The sequence below is a fragment of the Paenibacillus rhizophilus genome (genome assembly GCF_003854965.1).
GTDB lineage: Bacteria > Bacillota > Bacilli > Paenibacillales > Paenibacillaceae > Paenibacillus_AQ > Paenibacillus_AQ rhizophilus.
Window position 1 is genome coordinate 26,922 of sequence record NZ_RQPI01000016.1, and the last position, 22,277, is coordinate 49,198.

20 protein-coding genes are annotated in these 22,277 nt (G+C 52.0%); 12 read left to right on the forward strand and 8 right to left on the reverse strand.

Going from position 1 to position 22,277, the window contains the following annotated elements:
* Positions 1-121: 121 nt before the first annotated feature.
* Entirely contained in the window at positions 122-583 is a 462-nt protein-coding gene (locus EH198_RS20380) for a MarR family winged helix-turn-helix transcriptional regulator (protein WP_124697371.1), read from the forward strand.
* A gap of 287 nt (positions 584-870) precedes the next feature.
* Here EH198_RS20380 and EH198_RS20385 read toward each other — a convergent pair whose 3' ends face one another.
* Together EH198_RS20385 and EH198_RS20390 are read right to left on the reverse strand one after the other, a co-directional pair.
* On the reverse strand, positions 871-1,632 hold the full coding sequence (locus EH198_RS20385) for an SDR family oxidoreductase (protein WP_124697372.1): 762 nt from the start codon (positions 1,630-1,632) through the stop codon (positions 871-873).
* Positions 1,632-2,012, reverse strand: a complete 381-nt coding sequence (locus tag EH198_RS20390; protein WP_124697373.1) for a MerR family transcriptional regulator — start codon at positions 2,010-2,012, stop codon at positions 1,632-1,634. The genes EH198_RS20385 and EH198_RS20390 overlap by 1 nt, the downstream gene beginning before the upstream one ends.
* Positions 2,013-2,221: 209 nt before the next feature.
* On the opposite strand from EH198_RS20390, the gene EH198_RS20395 reads away from it, so the two are divergent.
* The 5 genes from EH198_RS20395 (at position 2,222) to EH198_RS20415 (ending at position 9,815) form a co-directional block, all read left to right on the forward strand.
* The gene (locus tag EH198_RS20395; RefSeq protein ID WP_124697374.1) at positions 2,222-3,226 is read left to right on the forward strand and encodes a LacI family DNA-binding transcriptional regulator; all 1,005 of its coding nucleotides are present in this window, start codon (positions 2,222-2,224) and stop codon (positions 3,224-3,226) included.
* 168 nt (positions 3,227-3,394) lie between these two features.
* Positions 3,395-4,798, forward strand: coding sequence for an ABC transporter substrate-binding protein (locus EH198_RS20400; RefSeq protein WP_379310853.1), 1,404 nt, complete (start codon positions 3,395-3,397; stop codon positions 4,796-4,798).
* Between the two features lie 144 nt (positions 4,799-4,942).
* Complete coding sequence (locus EH198_RS20405) at positions 4,943-6,025, forward strand: carbohydrate ABC transporter permease (RefSeq protein WP_124697376.1); 1,083 nt, start codon at positions 4,943-4,945, stop codon at positions 6,023-6,025.
* Positions 6,026-7,120, forward strand: a complete 1,095-nt coding sequence (locus EH198_RS20410; protein WP_124697377.1) for a carbohydrate ABC transporter permease — start codon at positions 6,026-6,028, stop codon at positions 7,118-7,120.
* Between the two features lie 349 nt (positions 7,121-7,469).
* Positions 7,470-9,815 carry a glycoside hydrolase family 65 protein gene (locus tag EH198_RS20415; RefSeq protein ID WP_124697378.1) on the forward strand — a complete coding sequence of 782 codons (2,346 nt, stop codon included), beginning with the start codon at positions 7,470-7,472 and terminating at the stop codon, positions 9,813-9,815.
* 99 nt (positions 9,816-9,914) lie between these two features.
* Here EH198_RS20415 and EH198_RS20420 read toward each other — a convergent pair whose 3' ends face one another.
* On the reverse strand, positions 9,915-11,573 hold the full coding sequence (locus EH198_RS20420) for a putative bifunctional diguanylate cyclase/phosphodiesterase (RefSeq protein ID WP_185702996.1): 1,659 nt from the start codon (positions 11,571-11,573) through the stop codon (positions 9,915-9,917).
* A gap of 397 nt (positions 11,574-11,970) precedes the next feature.
* Here EH198_RS20420 and EH198_RS20425 point away from each other — a divergent pair, with 397 nt between their 5' ends.
* Positions 11,971-12,327: a nucleotide excision repair endonuclease gene (locus EH198_RS20425; protein ID WP_124697380.1), complete on the forward strand. Its 357-nt coding sequence runs from the start codon at positions 11,971-11,973 to the stop codon at positions 12,325-12,327.
* Positions 12,328-12,402: 75 nt separating this feature from the next.
* Here the strand turns inward: EH198_RS20425 and EH198_RS20430 are convergent, their stop codons facing one another.
* Both EH198_RS20430 and EH198_RS20435 read right to left on the reverse strand, forming a co-directional pair.
* Positions 12,403-12,984 (reverse strand): ferritin family protein, encoded by a 582-nt coding sequence (locus EH198_RS20430; protein ID WP_342772046.1) that lies wholly within the window; start codon positions 12,982-12,984, stop codon positions 12,403-12,405.
* 12 nt (positions 12,985-12,996) lie between these two features.
* On the reverse strand, positions 12,997-13,611 hold the full coding sequence (locus tag EH198_RS20435; RefSeq protein WP_124697381.1) for a hypothetical protein: 615 nt from the start codon (positions 13,609-13,611) through the stop codon (positions 12,997-12,999).
* A gap of 639 nt (positions 13,612-14,250) precedes the next feature.
* Between EH198_RS20435 and EH198_RS25220 the strand changes: the two genes are divergently transcribed.
* From EH198_RS25220 to EH198_RS20460, 4 genes are all read left to right on the forward strand, one after another.
* On the forward strand, positions 14,251-14,661 hold the full coding sequence (locus tag EH198_RS25220) for an EamA family transporter (RefSeq protein WP_246014481.1): 411 nt from the start codon (positions 14,251-14,253) through the stop codon (positions 14,659-14,661).
* Positions 14,662-14,784: 123 nt separating this feature from the next.
* Positions 14,785-15,621, forward strand: a complete 837-nt coding sequence (locus EH198_RS20450) for an amino acid ABC transporter substrate-binding protein (protein ID WP_124697382.1) — start codon at positions 14,785-14,787, stop codon at positions 15,619-15,621.
* Between the two features lie 54 nt (positions 15,622-15,675).
* Positions 15,676-16,344: an amino acid ABC transporter permease gene (locus EH198_RS20455; RefSeq protein WP_124697383.1), complete on the forward strand. Its 669-nt coding sequence runs from the start codon at positions 15,676-15,678 to the stop codon at positions 16,342-16,344.
* A gap of 14 nt (positions 16,345-16,358) precedes the next feature.
* Positions 16,359-17,111, forward strand: coding sequence for an amino acid ABC transporter ATP-binding protein (locus tag EH198_RS20460; protein WP_124697384.1), 753 nt, complete (start codon positions 16,359-16,361; stop codon positions 17,109-17,111).
* 229 nt (positions 17,112-17,340) lie between these two features.
* Here the strand turns inward: EH198_RS20460 and EH198_RS20465 are convergent, their stop codons facing one another.
* The 3 genes from EH198_RS20465 to EH198_RS20475 all read right to left on the reverse strand — a co-directional run bounded on the left by EH198_RS20465 (position 17,341) and on the right by EH198_RS20475 (position 20,463).
* Entirely contained in the window at positions 17,341-17,907 is a 567-nt protein-coding gene (locus EH198_RS20465; RefSeq protein ID WP_124697385.1) for an FAD-dependent oxidoreductase, read from the reverse strand.
* A 139-nt stretch (positions 17,908-18,046) separates the two neighbouring features.
* A complete protein-coding gene (locus EH198_RS20470) occupies positions 18,047-19,780 on the reverse strand; it encodes a sensor histidine kinase (RefSeq protein ID WP_124697386.1) in 1,734 nt (577 codons plus the stop codon).
* The gene (locus EH198_RS20475) at positions 19,777-20,463 is read right to left on the reverse strand and encodes a response regulator transcription factor (protein WP_124697387.1); all 687 of its coding nucleotides are present in this window, start codon (positions 20,461-20,463) and stop codon (positions 19,777-19,779) included. The genes EH198_RS20470 and EH198_RS20475 overlap by 4 nt, the downstream gene beginning before the upstream one ends.
* Before the next feature lie 639 nt (positions 20,464-21,102).
* Here EH198_RS20475 and EH198_RS20480 point away from each other — a divergent pair.
* A complete protein-coding gene (locus EH198_RS20480; RefSeq protein ID WP_124697388.1) occupies positions 21,103-22,266 on the forward strand; it encodes a glucose-1-phosphate adenylyltransferase in 1,164 nt (387 codons plus the stop codon).
* The last annotated feature ends 11 nt before the right edge of the window (positions 22,267-22,277 follow it).

Below are 22,277 nucleotides of genomic sequence, written 5' to 3' on the forward strand. Positions count from 1 at the left end.
CATCCCTAAAGAATAGTGAGATAGAGCAATTAGTTGACATATGTCCACTATATTGATTTGATTGATATATGTCAAATAATTTAAAGGAGTTATTTTTTGATTTAGAGAAAGGTGAGTGAGAATGAAGTATAATCAATTCAAAAATGAGCCGAGGGAACAACTTGAGATTGAGTTGGGCGAGCAGCTTAACGCCCTCATCAGCGCTTCACATGCCCTTAATGCCAAAGCCGCAGCGAGATTCGATTCCTCCTTACAGCCTGCTGCCTTCCATATTGTTCGTTGGCTGTACTCCTACGGTCCAACAAATGCCGCCGCTTTAGCGGAATCAACTGCGATGGATCGCAGTTCGGTCAGTCGTCTTATCAAACAGCTCGAGTCCCTGGGGTATGTTAGTAGAGAGGCGTCCCCTAATGATGGTCGGGGAATTGTATTGTCACTTACCGAGGAGGGACAACAAAAAATAATTGGTGCGCTCAAGGAGAAAGAGTCTGTTTTTTTTGAGCGAATCTCGGACTGGAATAACGCTGAGCTTCATGATTTCATCCAAATGCTTAGGTACTTTAATGGATTCAATCGTAGATGATAACGTAAGATAACACGGTGACGGCAGCGGCAAGGATTTACCTTCTTCCCCTCTATGTAGGTCAGCGCCACTCTCAATCTTCTCAGTGTGAACCTACGGCCAATAGGATTAATAGGCAAATGAAAAAGGCTTCCTCAGGGAAGCCTTTTTGCATGCCGTTACAGACAGCGCGGGGAATCGTATCATAAATGACGGCATGTTTTTGGTCGGTGATCGGGCAAGAATACTTACCACAACCCACGTTTCCAGCGGGAAGGGACAGGTCATAAATGGGGTTAGTAGTGAGATTATTCAATTGTGTTTTTCGTTGCCTCATACATTTTTTCTACGTATTCGTCGACTTCATCTCGCGACATGCGCAAGCGATTCACAGAAGTCCCATATCCAATTTCCTGTTTACCCTCTTCTAATCCTTTGAAAATACCATCTGCGAAGGCATCTAGTGGTTCTGCATGCGTATGCAACCCCGCTCCGCCTAAATCTGTATTCACTGCCGGAGGAGCAACTTCAATTACTTCTACAGACGTGTCAGAAAATTGGTGTCTTAGGCTCATTGTAAAAGAATGAAGTGCCGCCTTCGTTGCGGAATAAATCGGAGCAATCGCAAACGGTGTAAAAGCTAACCCAGATGTCACGTTAATGATCGTCGCCTCTTCTTTTGTTGCAAAAAATGGAGCGAACAGCATAGAGAGATGGAGAGGTGCTTCAATATTGGTTGTGATTTCTTTATTGAAATAACTCCAATCGTTCTTCGCGTCCGCTTTTAACACGTTAAAACGTTGTTGAATCCCTGCATTGTTAACTAACACATTCACTTCTGGATAGTTCGCTGTTACCCAATCAAACAATGCTACACGCTCGGATTCAATATTCAAATCACTTACACGAGTGATAAGGCTAGGGAATTTTTCTTTCGCATTTTGAAGTGCATTTTCACGTCGTCCAGAAACAATGACTTTATTTCCAGCTTTTATAAAGCGTTCTGCAAAAGCTAATCCGATTCCGGCACTTCCGCCTGTAATAAGTATTGTATTTCCTGAAAGTTTCATTACTGTCCCACTTCTCCTTTATTTTTTCGGTTTGTATAACGTTCATTTTTTACGTCAATCCCTTTTAAGGATTCTGTCATCAACGACATTTCAGCTAGCACGGCTTGCTTGTGATTCTTCATCATTTGAAGTCGGAGTTCAATGGTGCTATCTCCTTCTATTACCCAATCAATATATTGCTTAATACCGCTTAATGGCATGTGCGTGTTTTTTAAACAAATGACGGTTTCAAGGAGCGCAATTTGATTTTCTGAAAATAACCGCCTACCAGCTGCATCACGCTCGATTAGTGGCAGTAGTCCTTTTTTCTCATAATAGCGTATCGTTGTTTCTGGAATATCGAATTTAGCTGAAGCTTCGCTAATGGAACAATACTTCATCTGGAGACCTCCATGTATGTTTACCTGTCGACAGGAATAGGATACAACTTAAACCATGGTTTAAGTCAACAAAAAATAATTTATTCCAGCCGAATGTAAGCGCTTAAATATTGATTGCCATTTGCGATATCCCTTGTTATAATGCAATTGAAAAGGTTTCCAAGAATCACCGACAGGAAGACAAAAGCAAGAAGGAAGAAGAGCTAAATATGAAAGCAACGATCCGAGATGTGGCCCGATTGGCCGGAGTATCCATCAGTACCGTATCCCGGGTGATGAACGCGCCCGAAACCGTCGTAGCCAGCAAAAGGGACCGTGTCCTGGAGGCGATCCGGCAGTTGCAGTATCAGCCGAATGCGTTTGCGCGCGGGCTGATTTACAAGAAGTCGTTCACGCTGGGGCTGCTCATTCCCGACATTGAGAACCTGTATTTCGCGGGGGTCATCCGGGGCATGCAGGATGCCTGCATCAAGCTGGGGTACAGCCTCATGATCTGCAACACGGACCGAGACAAAGAGCGTCTGCTGTCTTACATCGATACGTTCCACGAAAAGCAGGTCGACGGCATCGTATTCGCCAGCGACAAGTTGTACCCAGAGTATTACGAGAAGCTGGTCGGCTGCCGGATTCCGATTGTCATGCTGTCCTCCCACTCCGACGAATACGAGATTCCGAGCATCGAGGTGGACGATGAGGCGGCCGCCTACGACGCGGTAAAGTTCCTGATTGAACTCAGACACCGGGAGATCGGAATGATCGGGTTCGGCCACAGCGATTCCATTTCGGGACCGCCGCGGTATGACGGCTTTGTCAAAGCGGTCACGGAATCGGGCCTCGGCCACAACGCGAACAGGGTGAAATATGCGAACCACCGTTTTGAGGACGGTTACCAGGCGGCGCATGAATTGTTTACCGACCATCCCGGACTGACCGCGGTGTTCTGTGTGGCCGACGAGTTCGCGATGGGGACGATTTCCTACCTGAAAGACCGCAATGTGCTGGTGCCGGGGCAGGTATCGGTCATCGGATTCGACAATTTGCGGATGGCGAGCATGTTCATTCCGAAGCTGACGACGATCGCCCAGCCGATCTATCAGCTGGGATACCGGGCAGCGGAGAAGCTGCATGAGCTGCTGTCGACCGGAAGTGTGGAGGTTCTTCGGGAGAAGATACCGCATAAACTGATCGTGCGGGAATCGTCCCGGGAAAAGTGAAGCCGAAGGGTTTCTTCACATTATGTCTTTGAAAAGCTTTTCAGAGACAGGTGGAAGGCTCTTGCGAAGCGGGCTGGCACGAATGATGTTTTGAAAACCCTTTCAAGGAGGTGATCCCGCTTATCGGACGGTTGGCCTCAAAAACTATTAAAGGGGATGTATGAGAAGATGAAAAAGAAGACGGGACGCAAGCTATCTACTCTCGCTGTACTCGGTCTGTCATTCACCATGCTGGTCACCGCCTGCGGCAGCGGCGGCAACAACGCTTCGCCGAGCCAGGCTCCGGCGGCCACGTCCGGGGATCAACCAGCCGCGACTGCGAGCGCGGCAACGGCCAACACGCCGCTGCAGAAGGCGCTGAACGGCGAATATAAAGGTACCAAGGTTACTATGTTCGGCCCGTTTGTGGACGCTGACCAGGTGAAGTTCGAGACGAGCATCAAGGATTTCGAAGAGAAGACGGGCATCGACATCCAATACGAAGGCTCCAAGGAATTCGAAGCCACCATTAACGTCCGCGTGGACGGCGGCAACGCGCCGGATATCGCCGATTTCCCGCAGCCGGGTCTCCTGGCAGCCATCGCGAAGACCGGCAAGGTGATCGATCTGAACACAGTGCTTGACCCTGAGAAGCTGAAATCCAACTACAACAAGAGCTGGCTGGACATGGCGACCATGGACGGCGCAAGCGGCAAGATCATGGCCGGCATCTGGAACCGCAGCAACGTGAAGAGCCTCGTCTGGTACCCGAAGAAGCAGTTCGAGGAAGCAGGATACCAGGTTCCCCAGACCTGGGATGAAATGATGGCGCTTACCGAGCAGATTGCCAAGGACGGCGACCCGGCCTGGGCGATCGGCATCGAGAGCGGCGCGGCCACCGGCTGGGCGGCGACGGACTGGATCGAGAACATCATGCTGCGGACGACGACGCCGGAGAACTACGATAAGTGGGTCAAGGGCGAGCTGCCGTTCACGTCGCCTGAAGTGAAGAATGCGGTAGAGATCATGTCGAAGATCTGGATGAACAAAGATTATGTCTACGGCGGCACGAAGTCGATTGTCACGACGGCCTTCGGAGACGCGCCGAAGCCGATGTTCGAGAACCCGCCGAAGGCCTGGTTCAACCTGATGGGCAACTTTATCACGAGCTTCTTCCCTGAAAACGTAAAGGTCGACCAGGACTATGACTGGTTCTACCTGCCGCCGATCGACGAACAGTACGGCAAGCCGGTACTGGTAGCCGGCGACATCTACGCCATGTTCAACGACCGTCCTGAAGTGCGGGCTGTCATCGAATTTTTCACCACGGGCGAATCGATCAAGAGCTGGGTGCAGTCGGGCGGCGTGGTTGCGCCGATGAACGACGCTTCCCTCGACTGGTACCAGTCGGAATCCGACCGCCGGATGGCAAAGCTCGTGCAGGACGCGTCGACGCTGCGCTTTGACGGCTCCGACCTGATGCCGGGCAAAGTGGGCGCGGGCAGCTTCTGGAAGGGCATGACCGACTATGTCAGCGGCACCGCCACGCTTGACCAGGCGCTGGAGCAGATTCAGAAAGGCTGGAAGAACTGAGTCTGCGGTACAGGGATGAATCGGGTTAAAGCTGACCGGGGCGAGCGAAGCGAGCCGTAAGCGAGAACACCAAAAGGGGGCAGCGGGTAGGAAAGGCTCTGCCCCCTTTTGTTATGGGAAGTACAACATTTAGGAGGAGCGCATATGGGGACACAAGCCAAACCGGGAATCCGTCTGAGAGCCGTGTTGATCTCCTTGGGCATACTGCTCGCCAATATAGTGGTCAACGGCCTGATTTTCCTGTTTTTTCGGGATTCGACGCTGAATCCGCTGCTGACAGCGGTGCTTGCAGTACTGTGGGGCGTCGTGGGCGTCTATCTGATTTATTACACGCTGACCTTTGCAGCTGAGAAATATCCCGACAAGATCCGCGGCAGGATCCTCCCGTTCATCTTCGTGGGGCCGGCGGTGCTCCTGCTGGGCTGGCTGCTGGTGCTGCCGGCGCTGCGGACGCTGTACCTCAGTTTCTTCGATGCGTCGTCCGACAAGTTCGTTGGGCTGGCCAACTATGCGGCCGTCTTCAGCGACCGGCTGCTGGGCACGGCGCTGCGCAACAATCTGCTGTGGGTGTTCGTCGGCACGCTGGCGTGCGTCGCCTTCGGCCTGCTGATCGCCATTCTGGCGGACCGCAGCAGCTACGAGAAAACCGCCAAGTCCATCATCTTCATGCCGATGGCCATTTCGTTCGTGGCGGCAGGCGTGATCTGGAAATTTGTCTACTATTATCAGCCAGGCGACGAGCAGATCGGTCTGCTCAACGCCATCGTGACGTACTTCGGCGGACAGCCGCAGGCCTGGACCAGCATGATCCAGCCGTGGAACAACTTTTTCCTGATTCTTATCCTGATTTGGATGCAGACCGGGTTCGCCATGGTCATCTTCTCGGCGGCGATCAAGGGAGTGCCCGACGATATTCTGGAAGCGGCGCGCGTGGACGGCTCAGGCGAAATCCGCATCTTTTTCCGTATTATCATTCCGTTCATCTCGACCACGATCCTTACGGTCACCACGACCATTATTGTCTTTACGCTGAAAATATTTGACGTCGTCATGGTCATGACCGGCGGTCAATACGATACAGAGGTTGTCGCGACGCAATTCTACCGACAGTTCTTCATGTACCGCAACTTCGGCTACGGCTCGACGCTGGCCATCGTGCTGCTGATCGCGGTCCTGCCTGTCATCTTCGTCAATCTGCGCCAGTTCCGCAAGCAGGGGGGATTCTAAATGGTGGGCTCCAAGAAAAGAAAAGGCAACAAGGCGGTCGTCAACATCGTGCTTGGGATCATCTGCTTCATCTGGCTGGTTCCGACGCTCGGCTTGTTCATCTCCTCGTTCCGCCCCGCCGCGGACATTCTGCAGACCGGCTGGTGGAAGGTGTTCCCGCACCAGGAATGGAAGGCTTCGGATGATGTGATCCGGCTGTCCAAGGATGTAGATCTGCGGGGACCAATCGAAGTGAACGGCAAGACCTACACGGACGCGCAGCTCAAAGCGGGCGTGGTCGAAGGCGGCAAACGGCTCATGTGGGAGAACCGCAGAGCCCGCATGATCAGCGTGCAGACGGAAGGCTGGGTGACGAAGTCCAACCTGACGACGGAGAATTACAAGAACGTGCTGTCCGGCAAGGAGTATAAGCTGAAAAAAGCCGACGGCAGCGAGACGGTGCAGAAGGGAAGCGGTCTCTCCCAGGCGTTCTTGAACACGCTGACCATCGCGGTGCCGGCGACGATTATTCCGGTCCTGATCGCGTCGTTCGCGGCTTACGCTTTTGCCTGGCTGCGTTTTCCGGGACGCAAGACGATGTTCGTGACCATCATCGCGATGCTGGTGATTCCGCTGCAGGTTGCGCTTATTCCCGTGCTTAAGGATTACACGGCCCTCGGGCTGAACGGAAGCTATCTCGGCATCTGGCTGGCGCATACGGCGTTTGGCCTGCCGCTGGTAACGTATTTCATGTACAACTTTATCAGCCAGCTTCCGAAAGATCTGTTCGAGTCGGCGTTCATTGACGGGGCGAGCCATTTCACGATCTTTAGCCGGCTGATCCTGCCCCTGTCGGTACCGGCGCTGGCTTCGATCGGCATCTTCCAGTTCCTGTGGGTCTGGAACGACTACCTGGTGTCGCTGATCTTCATAGGCAACCAGCCGAATGTGCAGGTCATGTCGATGAAAATCGCCGATCTGGTCGGCTCCCGCGGCAACGACTGGCATCTGCTGACCTCGGCGGCGTTTATCTCGATGCTGATGCCTCTCGCCATCTTTTTCCTGCTGCAAAAGTATTTCGTCAGAGGATTGATGGGCGGCTCGGTCAAAGGCTGACGCCTTTGCCGGACGTCCCTGCGGCGAGCAAGGGTCTGCCCCGGGCTTGCGTCCAAATATAAGAAAGTATAAGCTTCGCGCTTATCATTTGCCTTATATTTCTACGAGAAACGATACCTAAAAGCGATACTCGTATCGCTGCTTCGGAAGCTTAAGCTCCCTAATAGGACGGCGCAGCCGTTTCTTCTTGAAATATCAGAAAGTATAAGCTTCGCGCTTATCCTTAACCTGATATTTTTACGAGAAACGGATGCCTTCCTCTTCGAGAGGACGGCGCAGCCGTTTCTTCTTAATTCGATAGGTAATCCAGGCGGAGACAGACCGCCGTACAAAGGAGTGCGGAGTATCCATGAAAATGAAACCCTACGTCCATCCCGAGCCGCTATATCCGTACCGGGAATGGAGCCTGGAAGAAGAGAGCTTCGCCGACGGCGAGAACCAGCGGAGCGAAAGCTTGTTTGCCGTCGGCAACGGCTACATCGGCATGCGGGGCAATTTTGAGGAGGGCTATCACGGCACCGAAGGAACGGCGGTCATCGGCAATTACCTGAACGGCTTCTACGACGCCGAACCGATTCTTTATCCCGAAGGCGCATACGGATACGCGGTTCGGAACCAGACCATGCTTAACGTCACCGACGCCAAAATCATCGATCTGTCTGTCGAAGGCCACGCCTTTCACCTGAACGCCGGCACCGTGCTTCGCTACAAGCGAACGCTAGACATGCGCAAGGGGGTGCTGCGCCGCGAGGTGGACTGGGAATCTCCGGGCGGGCACCGTGTGCGCCTCGTCATCACCCGCCTGGCGTCGTTTGGGAACAAACACATGGCCGCCATCCATTACGAGGCGACGGCGCTCAATTTCGACGGCGCGATTACGTTCGCCTCGGCCATGGAAGGGACCATCGCCCGGCCGCTGGCGACCGACGACCCGCGGCTCGGGGCGGGAAGCGAGCTGCCGAGCCTGCTGCCGGAGGACATGGAGCACGGCGGCACGTTCTCATGGATGCGCCAGCGGACCCGGCATACCCGGTTCGTGCTGCTGACGGCGATGAGCCATGTTCTGGAGACCCCAGCCGGCTGCGGGACGAACCGTAAGGCGGCGGGCCAGCGGCTGACGGAGGAATTCTGCGTGCCGCTGCGCAGCGGCGAGACGGCGGCACTGACGAAGTACATCTGCTACCATACCTCCAAAGACTTTCCGGAGGAGGAGCTGATGCCGCGGACCGAAGCGCTGCTGCGCGGGGCGGTGCATGCCGGCTTCAGTCAGCTGCTGGCGGAGCAGGAAGCCTTCCTGGACGAGTTCTGGAAGCGGGCCGACGTCGAGATCGCCGGCGATCCCGCGCTTCAACAGGGCATCCGCTTCAACGCGTTCCAGCTGCTGCAATCCGTCGGCAGGGACGGTGCGACCAACATCGGGGCCAAGGGCCTGACCGGCGAAGGCTACGAAGGCCATTATTTCTGGGATACGGAAATGTACATGCTGCCGTTCTTTACATTTACCCGGCCGGACATTGCCCGGTCGCTGCTGGAGTTTCGTTACTATACGCTCGGCAAGGCCCGTGAGCGCGCGGCGATCATGTCGCAGAAGGGTGCACTCTACCCGTGGCGGACCATCGACGGAGAGGAGAACTCGTCCTATTTTCCGGCAGGCACGGCGCAGGCCCACATCAACGCGGACATCGCGTACGCCATCCGGCAGTATGTCCTGGCGACGGGAGATACCGATTTTCTCGTCAGCCAGGGCGCAGAAATCCTGTTCGAGACGTCCCGGTTCTGGGTCGACCTGGGCCATTTCAATCCGGCGCGCGGCGGAGCGTTCTGCATCGACGCGGTGACGGGGCCGGACGAGTACACGGCGATTGTAAATAACAACGCCTATACCAATCTGATGGTGCGCAGCCAGTTGGAGTACGCTGCCAGCACGGCCGACCTGCTCCGCGGCTCATATCCGCAGCACTACGAACGGCTGGTTCGGGCCATCGGGCTGACGGAGGAAGAAGTGCGTCTCTGGCGCAAAGCGGCGGCCCTCATGTTCGTGCCTTCGGATGAACAGCTTGGCATCATCGCCCAGGACGATACATTCCTGTCAAAGGAGAAATGGAATTTCGAGCAAACGCCGGAAGAGAAGTACCCGCTGCTGCTGCATTTTCATCCGCTCGTCATCTACCGCCACCAGGTGCTGAAGCAGGCCGATGTCGTGCTGGCCCTGTTCCTGCTCGGCGAGCAGTTCACGCTGGAGGAGAAAGTCCGCAATTACCAGTATTATGAGCCGCTCACGACCCATGATTCCTCGCTGTCGCCCTGCATCCACAGCATCATGTCGGCGGAGATCGGCGATCTGGAGGGCGCTTACGCCTATTTTGACCGGACAGTGCGAATGGATCTTGACGACATCAACCGGAACGCGAAGGACGGCCTGCACACGGCGGCGATGGCCGGCTCGTGGATGTCAATCATCAACGGCTTCGGCGGCATGCGGCTCCGGGATGGCGTACTGTCCTTTCAGCCGCGCCTGCCCGACCGGTGGGAGAGCTGCCGGTTCCGAATCGCGTTCCGCGGCTGCCTTTTGGAGGTGCGTATCGGCCGGGAGAGCACCCACTACACATTGCTGGAAGGCGACGCGCTGGAGCTGCTGCACATGGGGCTCCGGGTCTCACTGTCTCCGGGACAACCGGCTTCCGTTCCCTTATAAGCCAACAGCAAACGGCGCTCCGTCCCCTGAAGTTGGGGAAGCGGAGCGCCGTTTGTGCGTTGACCTTTGTCTCAGCCTGGCCGGTGCCGAAACGGATTTCTAATGGAGGCTCTTGGACTCTTTGTCCAATACGGGGATTAAATCAATGGAAGCCTCTTTCCAGCAGGCTAACCATTGCTCCATATCCTTTGCCGCCAGCGGCCTGCTAAAGAAGTAACCCTGGATTTTGTCGCAGCCCTGCTCCAGTAAATACGCCAGCTGTTCCTGTCTTTCCACTCCTTCGGCAATGACCGACATGTTCATTCGTTTGCCGATCCTAATAATTTGCTCCACTAATGTCGCTTGATTCGTGCCGGTTGGAATCGAATCCATGAAGGACTTATCTATTTTTAAAGTGGAGATCGGCAGATGGGTCAGGTAGCTTAAAGAAGAATAGCCTGTACCGAAATCATCGAGGGCAATTTTAATATTTCTTGCTCTGAGAGCATTCAATTTGGCGATAACATGATCGTAGGACTGGACTAATACGGTTTCCGTGATTTCCAATTCCAAACAATCGGGTTGAAGCCCGAAGGATTCAAGAGTATGCAGGACCAACTCATTAAAATCGGTTTGCAGCAGCTGCAGCATCGAAATATTGACTGACATCGTTAAGTGTCCGAAGCCCTGTTCATGAAGAAGCTTCAGAAAAGCGCAGGCGCTGCGCAGCACCCAGGTTCCCAAAGGAATAATCAAGTGCGAATCCTCGGCCACTTTGATAAATTTCAAAGGAGAGACATAACCGAGCTCCGGACTTTTCCAGCGCAAAAGAGCTTCCAGACCGGTCACTTTGTTCAGTATCAAGTCGACCTGGGGCTGATAGACCAGCTCAAACTCTTCCTGTTCCATTGCGGTATACAATTGTTTTTCTATATTCATCCTTTCAGCAAATGTATCGTTCAGGGGATGGTCAAATACGGCGTAACCGCCTTTCCCCGCTTCTTTCGCCTTGTACATGGCAATGTCGGCGCGTTTAACCAGCTCCATAATATCGCTGCCGTGATCGGGATAAAGGCTGATTCCGATACTGATGCTTATGTGGAGCAGACTGTTATCCATATCAACAGCCTCTTTAAAACCGGTAAGAATTCGGGCGGCAACTCGATCAATATCCGCTTTTTCTTTCAGGGGCTGCAAAAGAATGATGAATTCATCGCCTCCGAACCGGTAGATCACACCCTCTTTTTCTATGATGGAGAGGAGCCTTTCACTGGCTTTGACAATTAGGCGGTCGCCGAATTCATGCCCCATTGTATCGTTAATATATTTAAAATTATCGATATCCACGAACAGCAAGGCAGCTTTGCTGCTTGAATCCGCAAGGAGGTTATCGGCTGCATTCTCATATAACGCCAACTTGTTGGGCAGATCTGTCAGTATATCGTGATACGCCAGGTGATGCATCTTCTCTTCACTTTCTGTAAGTTTCCGCTGATTCTCAATTAATTGATCGTATTGTTTCCTTAATTCATCCTCCGTAGCTATGATTTCTTCGTATGCGGCTTCCAGCTTCTCATGGCCGTCTACCATATCCCTGTAGGTGATCTCCAGCTTTTCTTCCATTTTTTTAATCCGCTTGAGTGTTCTGAGAATAAGGCCAAAGATCAGAAGAGCCGTGGTGAAAACAAAGAACCATCCCTTGATCATATTGATTCGGGCGATCCATTGGAGGTTGCTTGTTATAGCGGAAACCGCTTTATCCGTTAGCAGAATCCACAAGCATCCCACAATAAAATAAATTCCGGCAATTCGGGTTGACCCCCACAGAGGACTAAAGGCTTGTTTATCTATAAGTATCAGGTCAATTTCCTCATTTGAATTTCTGCTCAGTTCAACGAATTTATGAGTTTTCTCGTCATTATTTTTTTGCAGCATAGCGCCCCTCCATTATTAACCTAAGCTTATCACCTTCCCTGGATGTTAAAATTTTCAACAAAATTCTCCAAAATCCTCTATTTTTCATTAACTTTTAAAGAATGTTCCCATCTTTTCACAAAAAGCGGTGCAAGCAGAATGAATAACGGAGCGCAGTGGATTCTATGAAGGATACCCAAATGGTGCTGCCTCAGAAAATATGGTAAGATTAGGCCTAATTACACAGAGGAAGTGAAGAATATTGATTAGTATAACCGTGCCTGAACCGGAGGTTACCATTACCAAGCAGATTGCCCCCGAACTGAGCAACATTTACGGATTTACGGATTTCCACCTGATTACGAGGGAAAAGGGCGGCATTTTTATGTTTTACAACGACCGGGACGAGCTTCTGTTTGTCGGTAAAGCAAGAAAGCTGAGACCCCGAATTAAAAAGCATTTCGAGGATAACGTTTCCCCCATAAAAGACCACCGGAACGAAGTCGCCAAAATTGAGGTGTGCGTGGTAGAGGACCCCGTCGAACGGGAAATTTACGAGACTTACATTATCAATACGTTCAAGGCAAAGTATAACGTGGAAAAAGTATACTACCGGTAAGTTAACGCAAAACAATGCGCCGCGGAGGTCCTTTTCAAAAACAATGAGAGCGGGCCTCGGCGGCGCAACTAAACACTAAATCTTGTCATGATTCAAAGTGAATAAATAATTGTACTTGCTCGCATGTTTTAACTCGTCAAGTATAATTCCAGCCACAGTATCCCGATAGATGCCAGCCGGCAGGCCAAACCATATTTTTCTGTACTTCTCCGTTGCCGACAATTCACCTTGAAGCGCCCGCTGTATTCCTGAAATATAAGAGTCTACACGCTGATATTGCTCGTTACTGATCCCCCTGATTTCCTGACCCGTTAACTCTTTGTATATCCCTCGGAACATTTGATTATGCCCCCGTTCATCGTCGCGGATGGAAGCAATGATTGAGGCTTGCTCAGAGTTAGGGGCAAGTTTGATAAGCTCGTCATAGAATAACTCGTCATTTCGTTCGCCTTGGACGGCTTCTTTTATCAAATCCAATGCTTGCGGGGTAGATGTGGACCAAACGGGTTTAAATGCGGATCTGCTCCAATACGGGTTTACCCAATACATATAATCAGAACCTCCCAATGCTTTAATAATCGCCAGGTTTAGCATATGTGCAAACGCCCAATTTGGTTTCAAAAAAAGAAAACCGCCCAAAGGGCGGTCGATAAACATGGTATGCAGCGGCTAAACAGCTTTCGGCTGCGTCCACTTTTCCAGGAATGGAATCCCGACCCAGACCATCGCTGTGATAGCTGTGATGAGGATTGCCGATCCGCCTGCGTGAAGGAGAAGAAACGGAACCCATAAGAGACTTAGAAAGAAATGCGCTTTACGCATCCATTTATTTCGAACTCTTTTGATCAGCCACCCGTACCCGGCCAAAGTTAAAAGAATCAAAAACGCTGCCAATCCGGTAAATATTTTGTCGTCTTGAAGTCTCGTAATCAGATAATAAGCGCCATGCACCAAAATGAGGGCTAGTGCGGTCCAGCCCATGAACTGGTGAATGCGGTGCAGCAGTTTGCCCAGTTTTTGTACCGGAAGGGAGGAGGATTTGAGCTTCTTCTTGAAACGCACCCAGGAAAAGCTGACCGCTCCGCAAACGACAGCCATAGTTCCGAGCCATTTAAAAAGCTCCAGATCTTCCTTTCTTCCTCCTTGAGGGGGCAAGCCCCCGGCACCGCTTGAAGGCTGGGGATGTGTTCCGTTGGCTTGAGCGTAGAAGGAATAGGCAATCAGCAGCAAACTGAATATCACAGCGAGAATGGCGGGAATCCATACTGTTTTTCTTTTTGACATGTGAGCTTCGTCACACTCCTCTCTTTTTCCTTTATAGTATCAGCCTGTTATTAACGAATTATTAAGGCGGGCTCCCCGGACAGCCACAAAAAAACGCCCCGGACGACGCTAAAGGGCTGACCCGGCTTAAGTTGTCGATAAGGGTAGGATTCCACTAAAGGCTTCGGGAGAAGGCGACCGACCAATCCGGCCCAAGAAAAAGCAATCCGGTTTTGCCATTCGTTATCGCCTCCTGGAATTTAAAGTGCCCATTGGTGCACTAACAGGAAGCCTGAGCGGTATGGGATGATTTTATGTAAGAAAAATGAAGAACATACGATTCAGGCCTTTATCAAGGTTACTTCCAACATATCCATCACTTACACTTCCAGAATAATGGTAATTTCGCTTATTATTATCATTGGCTATGTTACTATAATTTTTGTACTTTTCTTCATAACCTTTTCTTTTCCTCCGGATTTGGGTAGTCTGGAGGCTTTTTTTGGTTGTTTCAAACCACGATTCTTATTTTCAATATGATTGGCTTATCGGAGATCTTAGCGATCAGTTGCAATCATGTTTTGGTCATAACAATTTTGTTATGATACCTATTGTGTATATTGATTTTACTTATGTTAGCGCCTGTTGCATCATCTGATTATGGCAAGCGACAAGTCAATCAAGCACCAATTAAATTTGAATAAAGGGGGAAATATTGTGAAATATAAGGCTTGGATTTTACTAATATTAGCCAATCTATTTTGGTCTGGTAATATGATTTTCGGAAAATTCAGCTCAATTGAATTTCCTGCAGTATGGACAGCTTTTCTAAGATGGGTTGTTGCATTGATTCTCCTTATTCCCATTGCTCAAATCATTGAGAAACCTTCATGGTTACAAATATGGAAAAAAACCGGGTATCGGATCAACGGGGAATATAATTATCTGATTAAAGTACAAGCCGCATCGATAGAAGAGCTTGCCGAATTCCAAGATTCTCTAGTTAAACTCGGGCCTTCAAAGTCTCATATCAGTATGAAAAATATATTGGAAAACAGGGTTCTGCTCTAGGTAATTCCGACAAAACCGATCAAAATTATATTGACGAATATTATATGAACATGTAATACTCAATTGTGCTGAAAAAAAGATGTTCAATAGATTAGAAAAAAAGAGAAGAGAGGGTACATAGAAATGAAAAAATTCAGCCTGATACTTCTGCTGGCACTGACCGTCATTTTGGTCGCAGCCTGCGGAACAAATGCTAACAACGGCAGTTCGCCTGCGGCTTCACCGTCGCAGAACGCGGAAACCGGAAGCGGGGAACAATCCAGCCTGGACGCAATCAAAGCAAGCGGTGTATTGCGGATCGGTACGGAAGGAACATACGCCCCCTTCACTTATCATGATGCGAGCGGCAAGCTGACCGGATTCGACGTGGAGATTGCAGAGGAAGTTGCCAAACGCCTAGGGGTGAAGGCCGAGTTCGTCGAAACTCAATGGGACGGTATTTTCGCCGGAATGGATGCCAAACGGTTTGATGCTATTTTTAATGAAGTATCCATTACGGACGAACGCAAAGTGAAATACGACTTCTCCGATCCTTACATCGTCTCCAAGGCTGTACTGATCGTCAAGAGCGACAATAACACGATTCAGTCATTCGCAGACCTTAAAGGCAAAAAGGCCGCTCAGTCCCTGACGAGCAATCTGGCGGATATCGCAAGGGAGAATGGAGCTGAAATCGTCTCCACCGAGGGTTTTAATCAGGCGATCGATTTACTGACTTCCGGACGCGTGGATGCCACGGTCAACGACGGATTATCTTATTTGGACCTCAAAAAGCAGAAGCCGGACGCTCCGATCAAAAAGGTTGACGAACAGGCGAACGGTTCACAAAGCGCCGCCGCTTTCCTTAAAGGCAATGACGAACTGGTCAAAGCGGTCAATGACGCACTGGCTTCAATGAAGAGCGATGGAACCTACTTGAAAATCTCCGAAAAATATTTCGGCCAGGATGTATCCCAATAACACATGAATCAAAGGCTCTATTATGGCCCAAAGTTCAAGAAGGATGTCTGATTTATGGATGACCGTAAAATCCAAATCGTGATCGATTCTTTGCTGCCCCTGCTTAAAGCGGGGGTGGCTTTTACCATTCCGCTGACGCTGGTTTCGTTCGCTCTCGGTTTGCTGCTGGCGGTTGCCACGGCGCTGGTCCGGCTGTCGTCATGGAAAGTTCCGGTTCTGATCGCCCGCTTCTATGTATGGATCATTCGCGGTACTCCGCTGCTGGTTCAATTGTTCATTATTTTTTATGGACTGCCGAGCGTAGGAATAACGCTGGAGCCGTTTACGGCGGCGGTGATCGGGTTTACGCTCAGTGTAGGGGCGTACGGCTCGGAAATCGTGCGTGCGGCCATCTTATCTATCCATAAAGGGCAGTGGGAGGCAGCTTATTCGGTCGGCATGACGCGCATCCAGGCGCTGCGGCGAATTATTCTGCCCCAGGCCGCGCGTGTGTCCGTACCCCCGCTGACGAACTCGTTCATCAGCCTGGTGAAGGATACGTCACTGGCGGCAACGATTACCTATGTGGAAATGTTCCGCACAGCGCAGCAAATCGCGGCCGTTACCTATGAACCGCTGCTCGTATATAGTGAAGCAGCAGTCTTTTATCTGGTATTTTGTACGGTCCTGACGGTGCTGCAAGATTACCTGGAAAAACGTTTGTCCCGCTACTCCGCGGGCTAAAGGAGAAATAATTTATGATACGACTGTCTGGCCTACATAAATCGTTCGGCCCGCTTCAAGTGCTTAAAGGCGTGGATGTGACGCTGGAGGAAGGCAAGGTTCTTGTTATTATTGGTCCGTCCGGCTCAGGCAAGACAACGCTGCTGCGCTGCTTTAATCTGCTGGAGGTTCCGGACAAGGGGGGCATTTCGCTGGGCGGAATATCGCTAAGCTTTGACGGAAAGAGGCTCCCGCAGAAGGATGTCCTGGCTCTTCGGAAAAAAACGGGAATGGTTTTTCAGTCCTACAATCTGTTTCCGAATATGACGGCGCTCGGGAATGTTATGGAAGGACAGGTCACCGTCCAAAAGCTGTCCAAGGAGGAAGCGCGCAAGCGGGCCTTGAAGCTGCTGGTTAAAGTGGGGCTTGCGGATAAGGCGGACTCATATCCCCATCAGCTCTCCGGGGGCCAGCAGCAGCGGGTCGCCATTGCCCGGGCGATGGCCACGGAGCCGGAACTCCTGTTATTCGACGAGCCGACCTCGGCGCTCGATCCCGAACTTGTTGGGGAAGTGCTGAAAGTCATCAGGGAGCTGGCATCCGAAGGCATGACCATGGTAATCGTAACCCATGAAATGAAATTTGCCGCCGATGTCGCGGACACGCTGATTATGATGGACGGGGGAGTTATTACGGAACAAGGCACACCGGACCAAGTGCTTAACCATTCTTCCAATCCCCGGACCTTGCAGTTTCTGAACCGGTTTGTAGACGATGATCGTACATAAAACCGCTGAATGAAGCCGCATTTATGAGGCTGACGCTGTGGGTGCTTATTGTCTCCGGTCTGTGGACGATCATCAGCGTAATAAGGTGATTTTACAGAGTGTGGAGCAGAGAGGAATTCCTGAAACGGCAACAAAACAACGTCCCTTCGGCGAAAAAGGCCGGGGACGTTGTTTTGTGATCCATGTATTTTTTGTTTCTGAAATGACCTTGGTCCTGATCTGTTGTCGCTTAAGCTTTCAGCACATCATGGTCCACATAGCGCGCGCCGTTCAGCTCGCTAATGACGTTCACCGCTACCTTCGCGCCGTCGCCCGCCGTAATGACGGCATGCACGCTGACTCCGGCTACGGTGCCGGCGGCCCAGATGCCTTCGACGTTGGTCTTGCCGGCCGCGTCCACGGCGACGACCGTCTTGATTCTCGGCTCCGTGCCTTCTTTCGTCTGCACTCCCGCTTTGGCGGCCAGATCCGTCAGCACGCCGGTAGCCAGAATGACATGCTTCGCTTCATAGGTCGCACCGCTTTCGGTTTCAATGGCAAAGCCTTCACCGCTTTTACCGATGGAAACCGCCTGTTCCGCGATTAGTTCGGCTCCGAACTTTACCGCTTGCTTGTGTCCGGTTTCCACCAGGTCAGGTCCGCCAATTTCGGAAATACCGTAATAATTCTCGTACCAGCCTCTGCGGGTCATCCCTTTGTCGTTGTCGATAAGCAGCGTCTTCTTGCCCGCCTTGGCGGCGAACAGCGCGGCGCTTGCGCCGGCGGGACCGGCGCCGATTACTGCGATTTCGTACATTGTAGGACCTCCTAAAAGTTTTGCGTAGCAAAACTCGCTACGAAAGCAAGGGCTAAGTTTTGTGGAGCTTGGCTTCCTGAGACTCTGCGCAGCAAAACTCGCATCGAAAGCGTATTGTCGCTATATATTATAGCGCTATCTATGGCTTCTTTGCCAATGCCTGCAGGCAGGGCAGGGTTACCCGGAAGGCTGTACCCTTGCCCGGGGCGCTCGTTACGCCGATTTCCCCGCCATGCGCTTCGGTTATCGACTTCGTAATCGACAGCCCAAGCCCCGAACCGCCGTACTTGCGGGCGCGGGAGGGATCGCTGCGGTAAAATCGGTCGAACACATGGGGGAGATGCTCCGCTGGGATGCCGGCTCCGTTATCCAGCACTGTCAGCTCCGCACGGGAGCCGGAAGGCTGCAGGGAGAGGGCCACTTTTCCCGTCTTGGGATCGGTATGCTGCACCGCGTTCTGGAACAGATTCAGAACGACCTGCTTGATTTTGTCCGGGTCGTAAAGCCCTTTTATGCCGGGGGAGAGGGCAAAGTCAACTTCACGGTCTCCGGCAAGCATCTCCAATTGGGGCCGAATTTCTTCGATGACTTCGTCCAAATAGAGCTCTTTGGCCCGGAGCTGCGGAGCGCCGTCCATCCGGGCGAGGAGAAGCAGATCCTCAACCAGCTTGTTGATTCGCTTCGATTCGCCGTGCATGCTGTTCAACGCGTTGTACAACTGTTCCCTGTTCTCCGCCGCTCCCCGCAGCAGCACCTCGAGAAAACCGTGTATCGAGGTCAGCGGCGTCCGCAGCTCGTGGGAGGCGTCGGCGGCGAATCTGCGCATCTGCTCCTTGGCTTCCCGCTCGTTCCGAAATGAAGTCTCCAGACGCTCCAGCATGCCGTTAAAGGAGGAAGACAGCTGGTCGATTTCGGTCTGTCCCTGCGCAGACGGAAACCGGACATCGAGATTTCCCGCATCGATAATCTGGGCGGTCTTGCCCATATTGGACAGCGGGACAAGAGTCTTGCGTAGCGCGGGCATGTAGAGAAGAAGGCCGCCCACCAAAGCGGCCACGGACAGAGCCGCGTAAGTCAGCAGCTGGCGCATAATAACGTCGCGCAGCGGTGCCATATCCGTGGTCATTTGCAGAACGCCGAGCGGATTGTCCGGATGGCCTATGGTCATGAATACAGCCAAATGCTCGGTGCCGTCTTCAGAAGTCAGAATCTTGTATTTGCCCGCGACTCTGCCGACGGGATGCTGAAGCAGCAGCTTGTATTCCTCGTCGGTCATACGTGGAGCGGGTGAGTCAGCCAGCGTCTCCGTCTGCAGATCGGAAAAGGTGCCTTCCGAACTAAATAGGGCGAGCGTAGTCCGGGCGTCCAGCAGCAGGGGGCGCCGTCCCGGGGTGCCCCTGCCGCTGCCTTGGGCGTCAGCGGCACCTCCCTGTCTGCCGCCCGCCCCCCCGTCACTGCCCTGTTCGGCATAGCCGCCGCTCTCGGTGCCGCCGCTTTGTCCTCCGGCGCTGCCACCCAGCCTCCCGTCACTGCCCTGCCCAGCGATTCCGCCGAGCTCTGCATCGCTGCCCTGGCCGGCATAGCCGGTATAGCCGCCACTCTCTGCCCTTACAGGGGGGCTTTCCGCCGCTCCGCTGCTCTCCCGGCGGTTCCCGGCCAACTCTAAGATCAGTTCGCGGGGAACCGAGCGGATTTGCAACTGCATGGCTTCCGCCCTGCTGGTGTAGAGGAAATTGCGCATAATCACGTATTGAAGCACTCCGATGAGCAGGAGCAGTCCCGAGAGAATCAGCAGCGAGATGGCGAGGAGCTGCTTGCGGAGCGAGCGGGGAGGATGCAGCCGATTCCTAATGGCCGATAAGCCGCGAATCATATGAGATCCACCCGGTAGCCCGCGCCGCGCAGCGTACGGATAATGCGGTGCTCCTTATCGCCCAGCTTCTCGCGCAGGGAACGGATATAGACCTCAACAATGTTCTCTTCTCCTCCGAAGTCGTATCCCCAGACCTTGTCAAGGATCATCGGCTTGCTCAGCACAAGCCCGTGGTTGATGACCATATATTGCAGCAGCTCGTACTCCGTTGGCGAGAGTTCGAGCACGGCATCCTTGAAGCGGATTTCCTTTCTCCGGCTGTCGATCCGGAAGGGACCGCAGCGCACCTCGCCAAGCAGTCCCGGAAACCGGTTCCGGAGCCGCGCCTGAATACGGGCAAGCAGCTCCTCGAAGCTGAAGGGCTTGACCATATAATCGTCGGCCCCGATGGAAAGACCCTTCACCCGGTCGTCGACCTCGTCCTTGGCCGTCAGCATTATAACGGCGATGTCCGGTTCTTCGTCCCGGAGATACCGGCATACATCGAAGCCGTCCATTCCCGGCATCATAATATCTAGGATGGCTACATGAGGTTTGAATTCGGCGGCGATCTCCAGAGCGGACATTCCGTCCGGCGCCGTTCTGATGTCAAACCCTTCATTTATAAGACCCAGTTCGAGGAACTGGAGGATGTGAGGCTCATCGTCCACCAGCAGCAGACGGATGCCTTGGTGAGCTTTCATGCATATCCCTCCATACCATATTTAACATGCGGTTATTATAAGTTTTGGGGTCCCCGCAAAGTAATTGGAATAAGCTGCGAAGGCAAGGCTTCACTTTGTGGGGCGTGTTATATTATGCCACATCAACTTGAACGTTTGCTGAAAATTACCTTTCACATTTCATCCCTAATATTCTTTCACCGGTGTTCAAATTGGGTAATCTTAAGTATATGGAGAAAATATCGCTCTTCTTCTCCGTCATGATAAACGGGTAATTACGATGTTGGGGAAGCGATTGCAAAAAAAGTGGATGGCGATTGTTCATGCTAGGAAATAGGCCGAAAATGCGAACTATTTTTTTATTCAGGAAAGGGTTTTGACGATGGGTATCGAAAACTTTACTATAAGGATATAGAGTCGGAAACCCATTCATCCCCGTTTAGGTCCGGCCGATCCAATCCATTCCAGCCTTCCCCTTTTACAAGACTTTTTCAAGCATCCTATTCATTTCAAAAAATTCAGAAACACCCGGTTTAAAACGGTCTGTTATTCAGTACAATGCATTAGGAACGCTTTTCGCGCTGTCTTTGCTTCGCACCAATCATTTTAACCCATTTATTGAAGAAGCTTTACTACCCCAAGTCAAGGAGGCTCTTCCAAATGAAGAAAAAAGAAATGGTGGCCATGCTTCTGGCTGGTGGTCAAGGCAAAAGATTGAAGGGCTTGACCAAATCAATTGCCAAACCCGCTGTCTATTTTGGGGGCACTTACCGGATCATTGATTTTCCCCTCAGCAATTGCACGAATTCCGGAATAGACACCGTTGGCGTATTGACCCAATATGAACCCCTTGTGCTGAGTTCCTATATCGGCATCGGCAGCGACTGGGATCTCAACCGCAAGAACGGAGGAGTATTCGTACTGCCTCCGCATGAACGCGAAGACGGCAGCAGCTGGTATCGGGGAACGGCTGACGCGATTTACCGGAATCTTAAATTTGTCGATCAATTCGACCCTGAGCATGTGCTCATCCTTTCGGGTGACCATATATACAAAATGAATTATAACGCTATGCTTGAATACCATAAGGAAAGAAAGGCCGACTGCACCATTTCGGTCATTGACGTCCCGCTTGAAGAAGCGAGCCGTTTCGGCATACTTAACACGGAAGAAGACCTGAAAATTTACGAATTCGAAGAAAAACCCGCAAAGCCCAAGAGCACTTTGGCTTCCATGGGGGTTTATATTTTCAAATGGGATGTTCTTCGTCGCGCTCTGCTGGAGGATGGAGAGGATGCGCTTTCTTCCCACGATTTCGGCAAGGATATCATCCCGGCGCTGCTGTCGAAGGGCAAACCGATGTACGCCTATCCGTACGAAGGTTACTGGAGAGACGTCGGCACGGTGAACAGTCTCTGGGAAGCCAATATGGATCTGCTGAGCGACAACCCGCCGCTTAACCTTAACGATCCGTCCTGGAGAATTTATACCCGCAATCCCAACCAGCCTGCGCAATATGTGGCTCCGGGAGCGAAAGTGTCGGGCTCCATTATCAACGAGGGCTGCATTGTTCGCGGCGAAGTGAAGCATTCCGTGCTCTTTTACGGCGTCGAGATCGGCGAGGGCAGCGTAATCACGGATTCCGTCATTATGCCCAAGGTCAAAATCGGCAAAAATGTTCACATACACAAAGCCATTATCAGCGAAAATACGGTGATTGAGGATTATCTGGAAATCGGAACGGACCGGGAGAACGAGGATGAAATCCTGTTGATCGACAACCGCAGCAAAAAACGGAAATCGGTTCCGGCCAAAACCATATAATCATAAAAAGG

Bases quoted from the DNA above. Each gene is read 5' to 3' on its own strand.
- EH198_RS20405 (WP_124697376.1), top strand. From the start codon at position 4,943: ATGGGGACACAAGCCAAACCGGGAATCCGTCTGAGAGCCGTGTTGATC.
- EH198_RS20475 (WP_124697387.1), bottom strand. From the start codon at position 20,463: ATGAAAGCTCACCAAGGCATCCGTCTGCTGCTGGTGGACGATGAGCCT.
- EH198_RS20455 (WP_124697383.1), top strand. From the start codon at position 15,676: ATGGATGACCGTAAAATCCAAATCGTGATCGATTCTTTGCTGCCCCTG.
- EH198_RS20385 (WP_124697372.1), bottom strand. From the start codon at position 1,632: ATGAAACTTTCAGGAAATACAATACTTATTACAGGCGGAAGTGCCGGA.
- EH198_RS20465 (WP_124697385.1), bottom strand. From the start codon at position 17,907: ATGTACGAAATCGCAGTAATCGGCGCCGGTCCCGCCGGCGCAAGCGCC.
- EH198_RS20460 (WP_124697384.1), top strand. From the start codon at position 16,359: ATGATACGACTGTCTGGCCTACATAAATCGTTCGGCCCGCTTCAAGTG.
- EH198_RS20480 (WP_124697388.1), top strand. From the start codon at position 21,103: ATGAAGAAAAAAGAAATGGTGGCCATGCTTCTGGCTGGTGGTCAAGGC.
- EH198_RS20410 (WP_124697377.1), top strand. From the start codon at position 6,026: ATGGTGGGCTCCAAGAAAAGAAAAGGCAACAAGGCGGTCGTCAACATC.
- EH198_RS20400 (WP_379310853.1), top strand. From the start codon at position 3,395: ATGAAAAAGAAGACGGGACGCAAGCTATCTACTCTCGCTGTACTCGGT.
- EH198_RS20390 (WP_124697373.1), bottom strand. From the start codon at position 2,012: ATGAAGTATTGTTCCATTAGCGAAGCTTCAGCTAAATTCGATATTCCA.
- EH198_RS20395 (WP_124697374.1), top strand. From the start codon at position 2,222: ATGAAAGCAACGATCCGAGATGTGGCCCGATTGGCCGGAGTATCCATC.
- EH198_RS20415 (WP_124697378.1), top strand. From the start codon at position 7,470: ATGAAAATGAAACCCTACGTCCATCCCGAGCCGCTATATCCGTACCGG.
- EH198_RS20470 (WP_124697386.1), bottom strand. From the start codon at position 19,780: ATGATTCGCGGCTTATCGGCCATTAGGAATCGGCTGCATCCTCCCCGC.
- EH198_RS25220 (WP_246014481.1), top strand. From the start codon at position 14,251: ATGGCAAGCGACAAGTCAATCAAGCACCAATTAAATTTGAATAAAGGG.
- EH198_RS20380 (WP_124697371.1), top strand. From the start codon at position 122: ATGAAGTATAATCAATTCAAAAATGAGCCGAGGGAACAACTTGAGATT.
- EH198_RS20450 (WP_124697382.1), top strand. From the start codon at position 14,785: ATGAAAAAATTCAGCCTGATACTTCTGCTGGCACTGACCGTCATTTTG.
- EH198_RS20435 (WP_124697381.1), bottom strand. From the start codon at position 13,611: ATGTCAAAAAGAAAAACAGTATGGATTCCCGCCATTCTCGCTGTGATA.
- EH198_RS20430 (WP_342772046.1), bottom strand. From the start codon at position 12,984: ATGTTTATCGACCGCCCTTTGGGCGGTTTTCTTTTTTTGAAACCAAAT.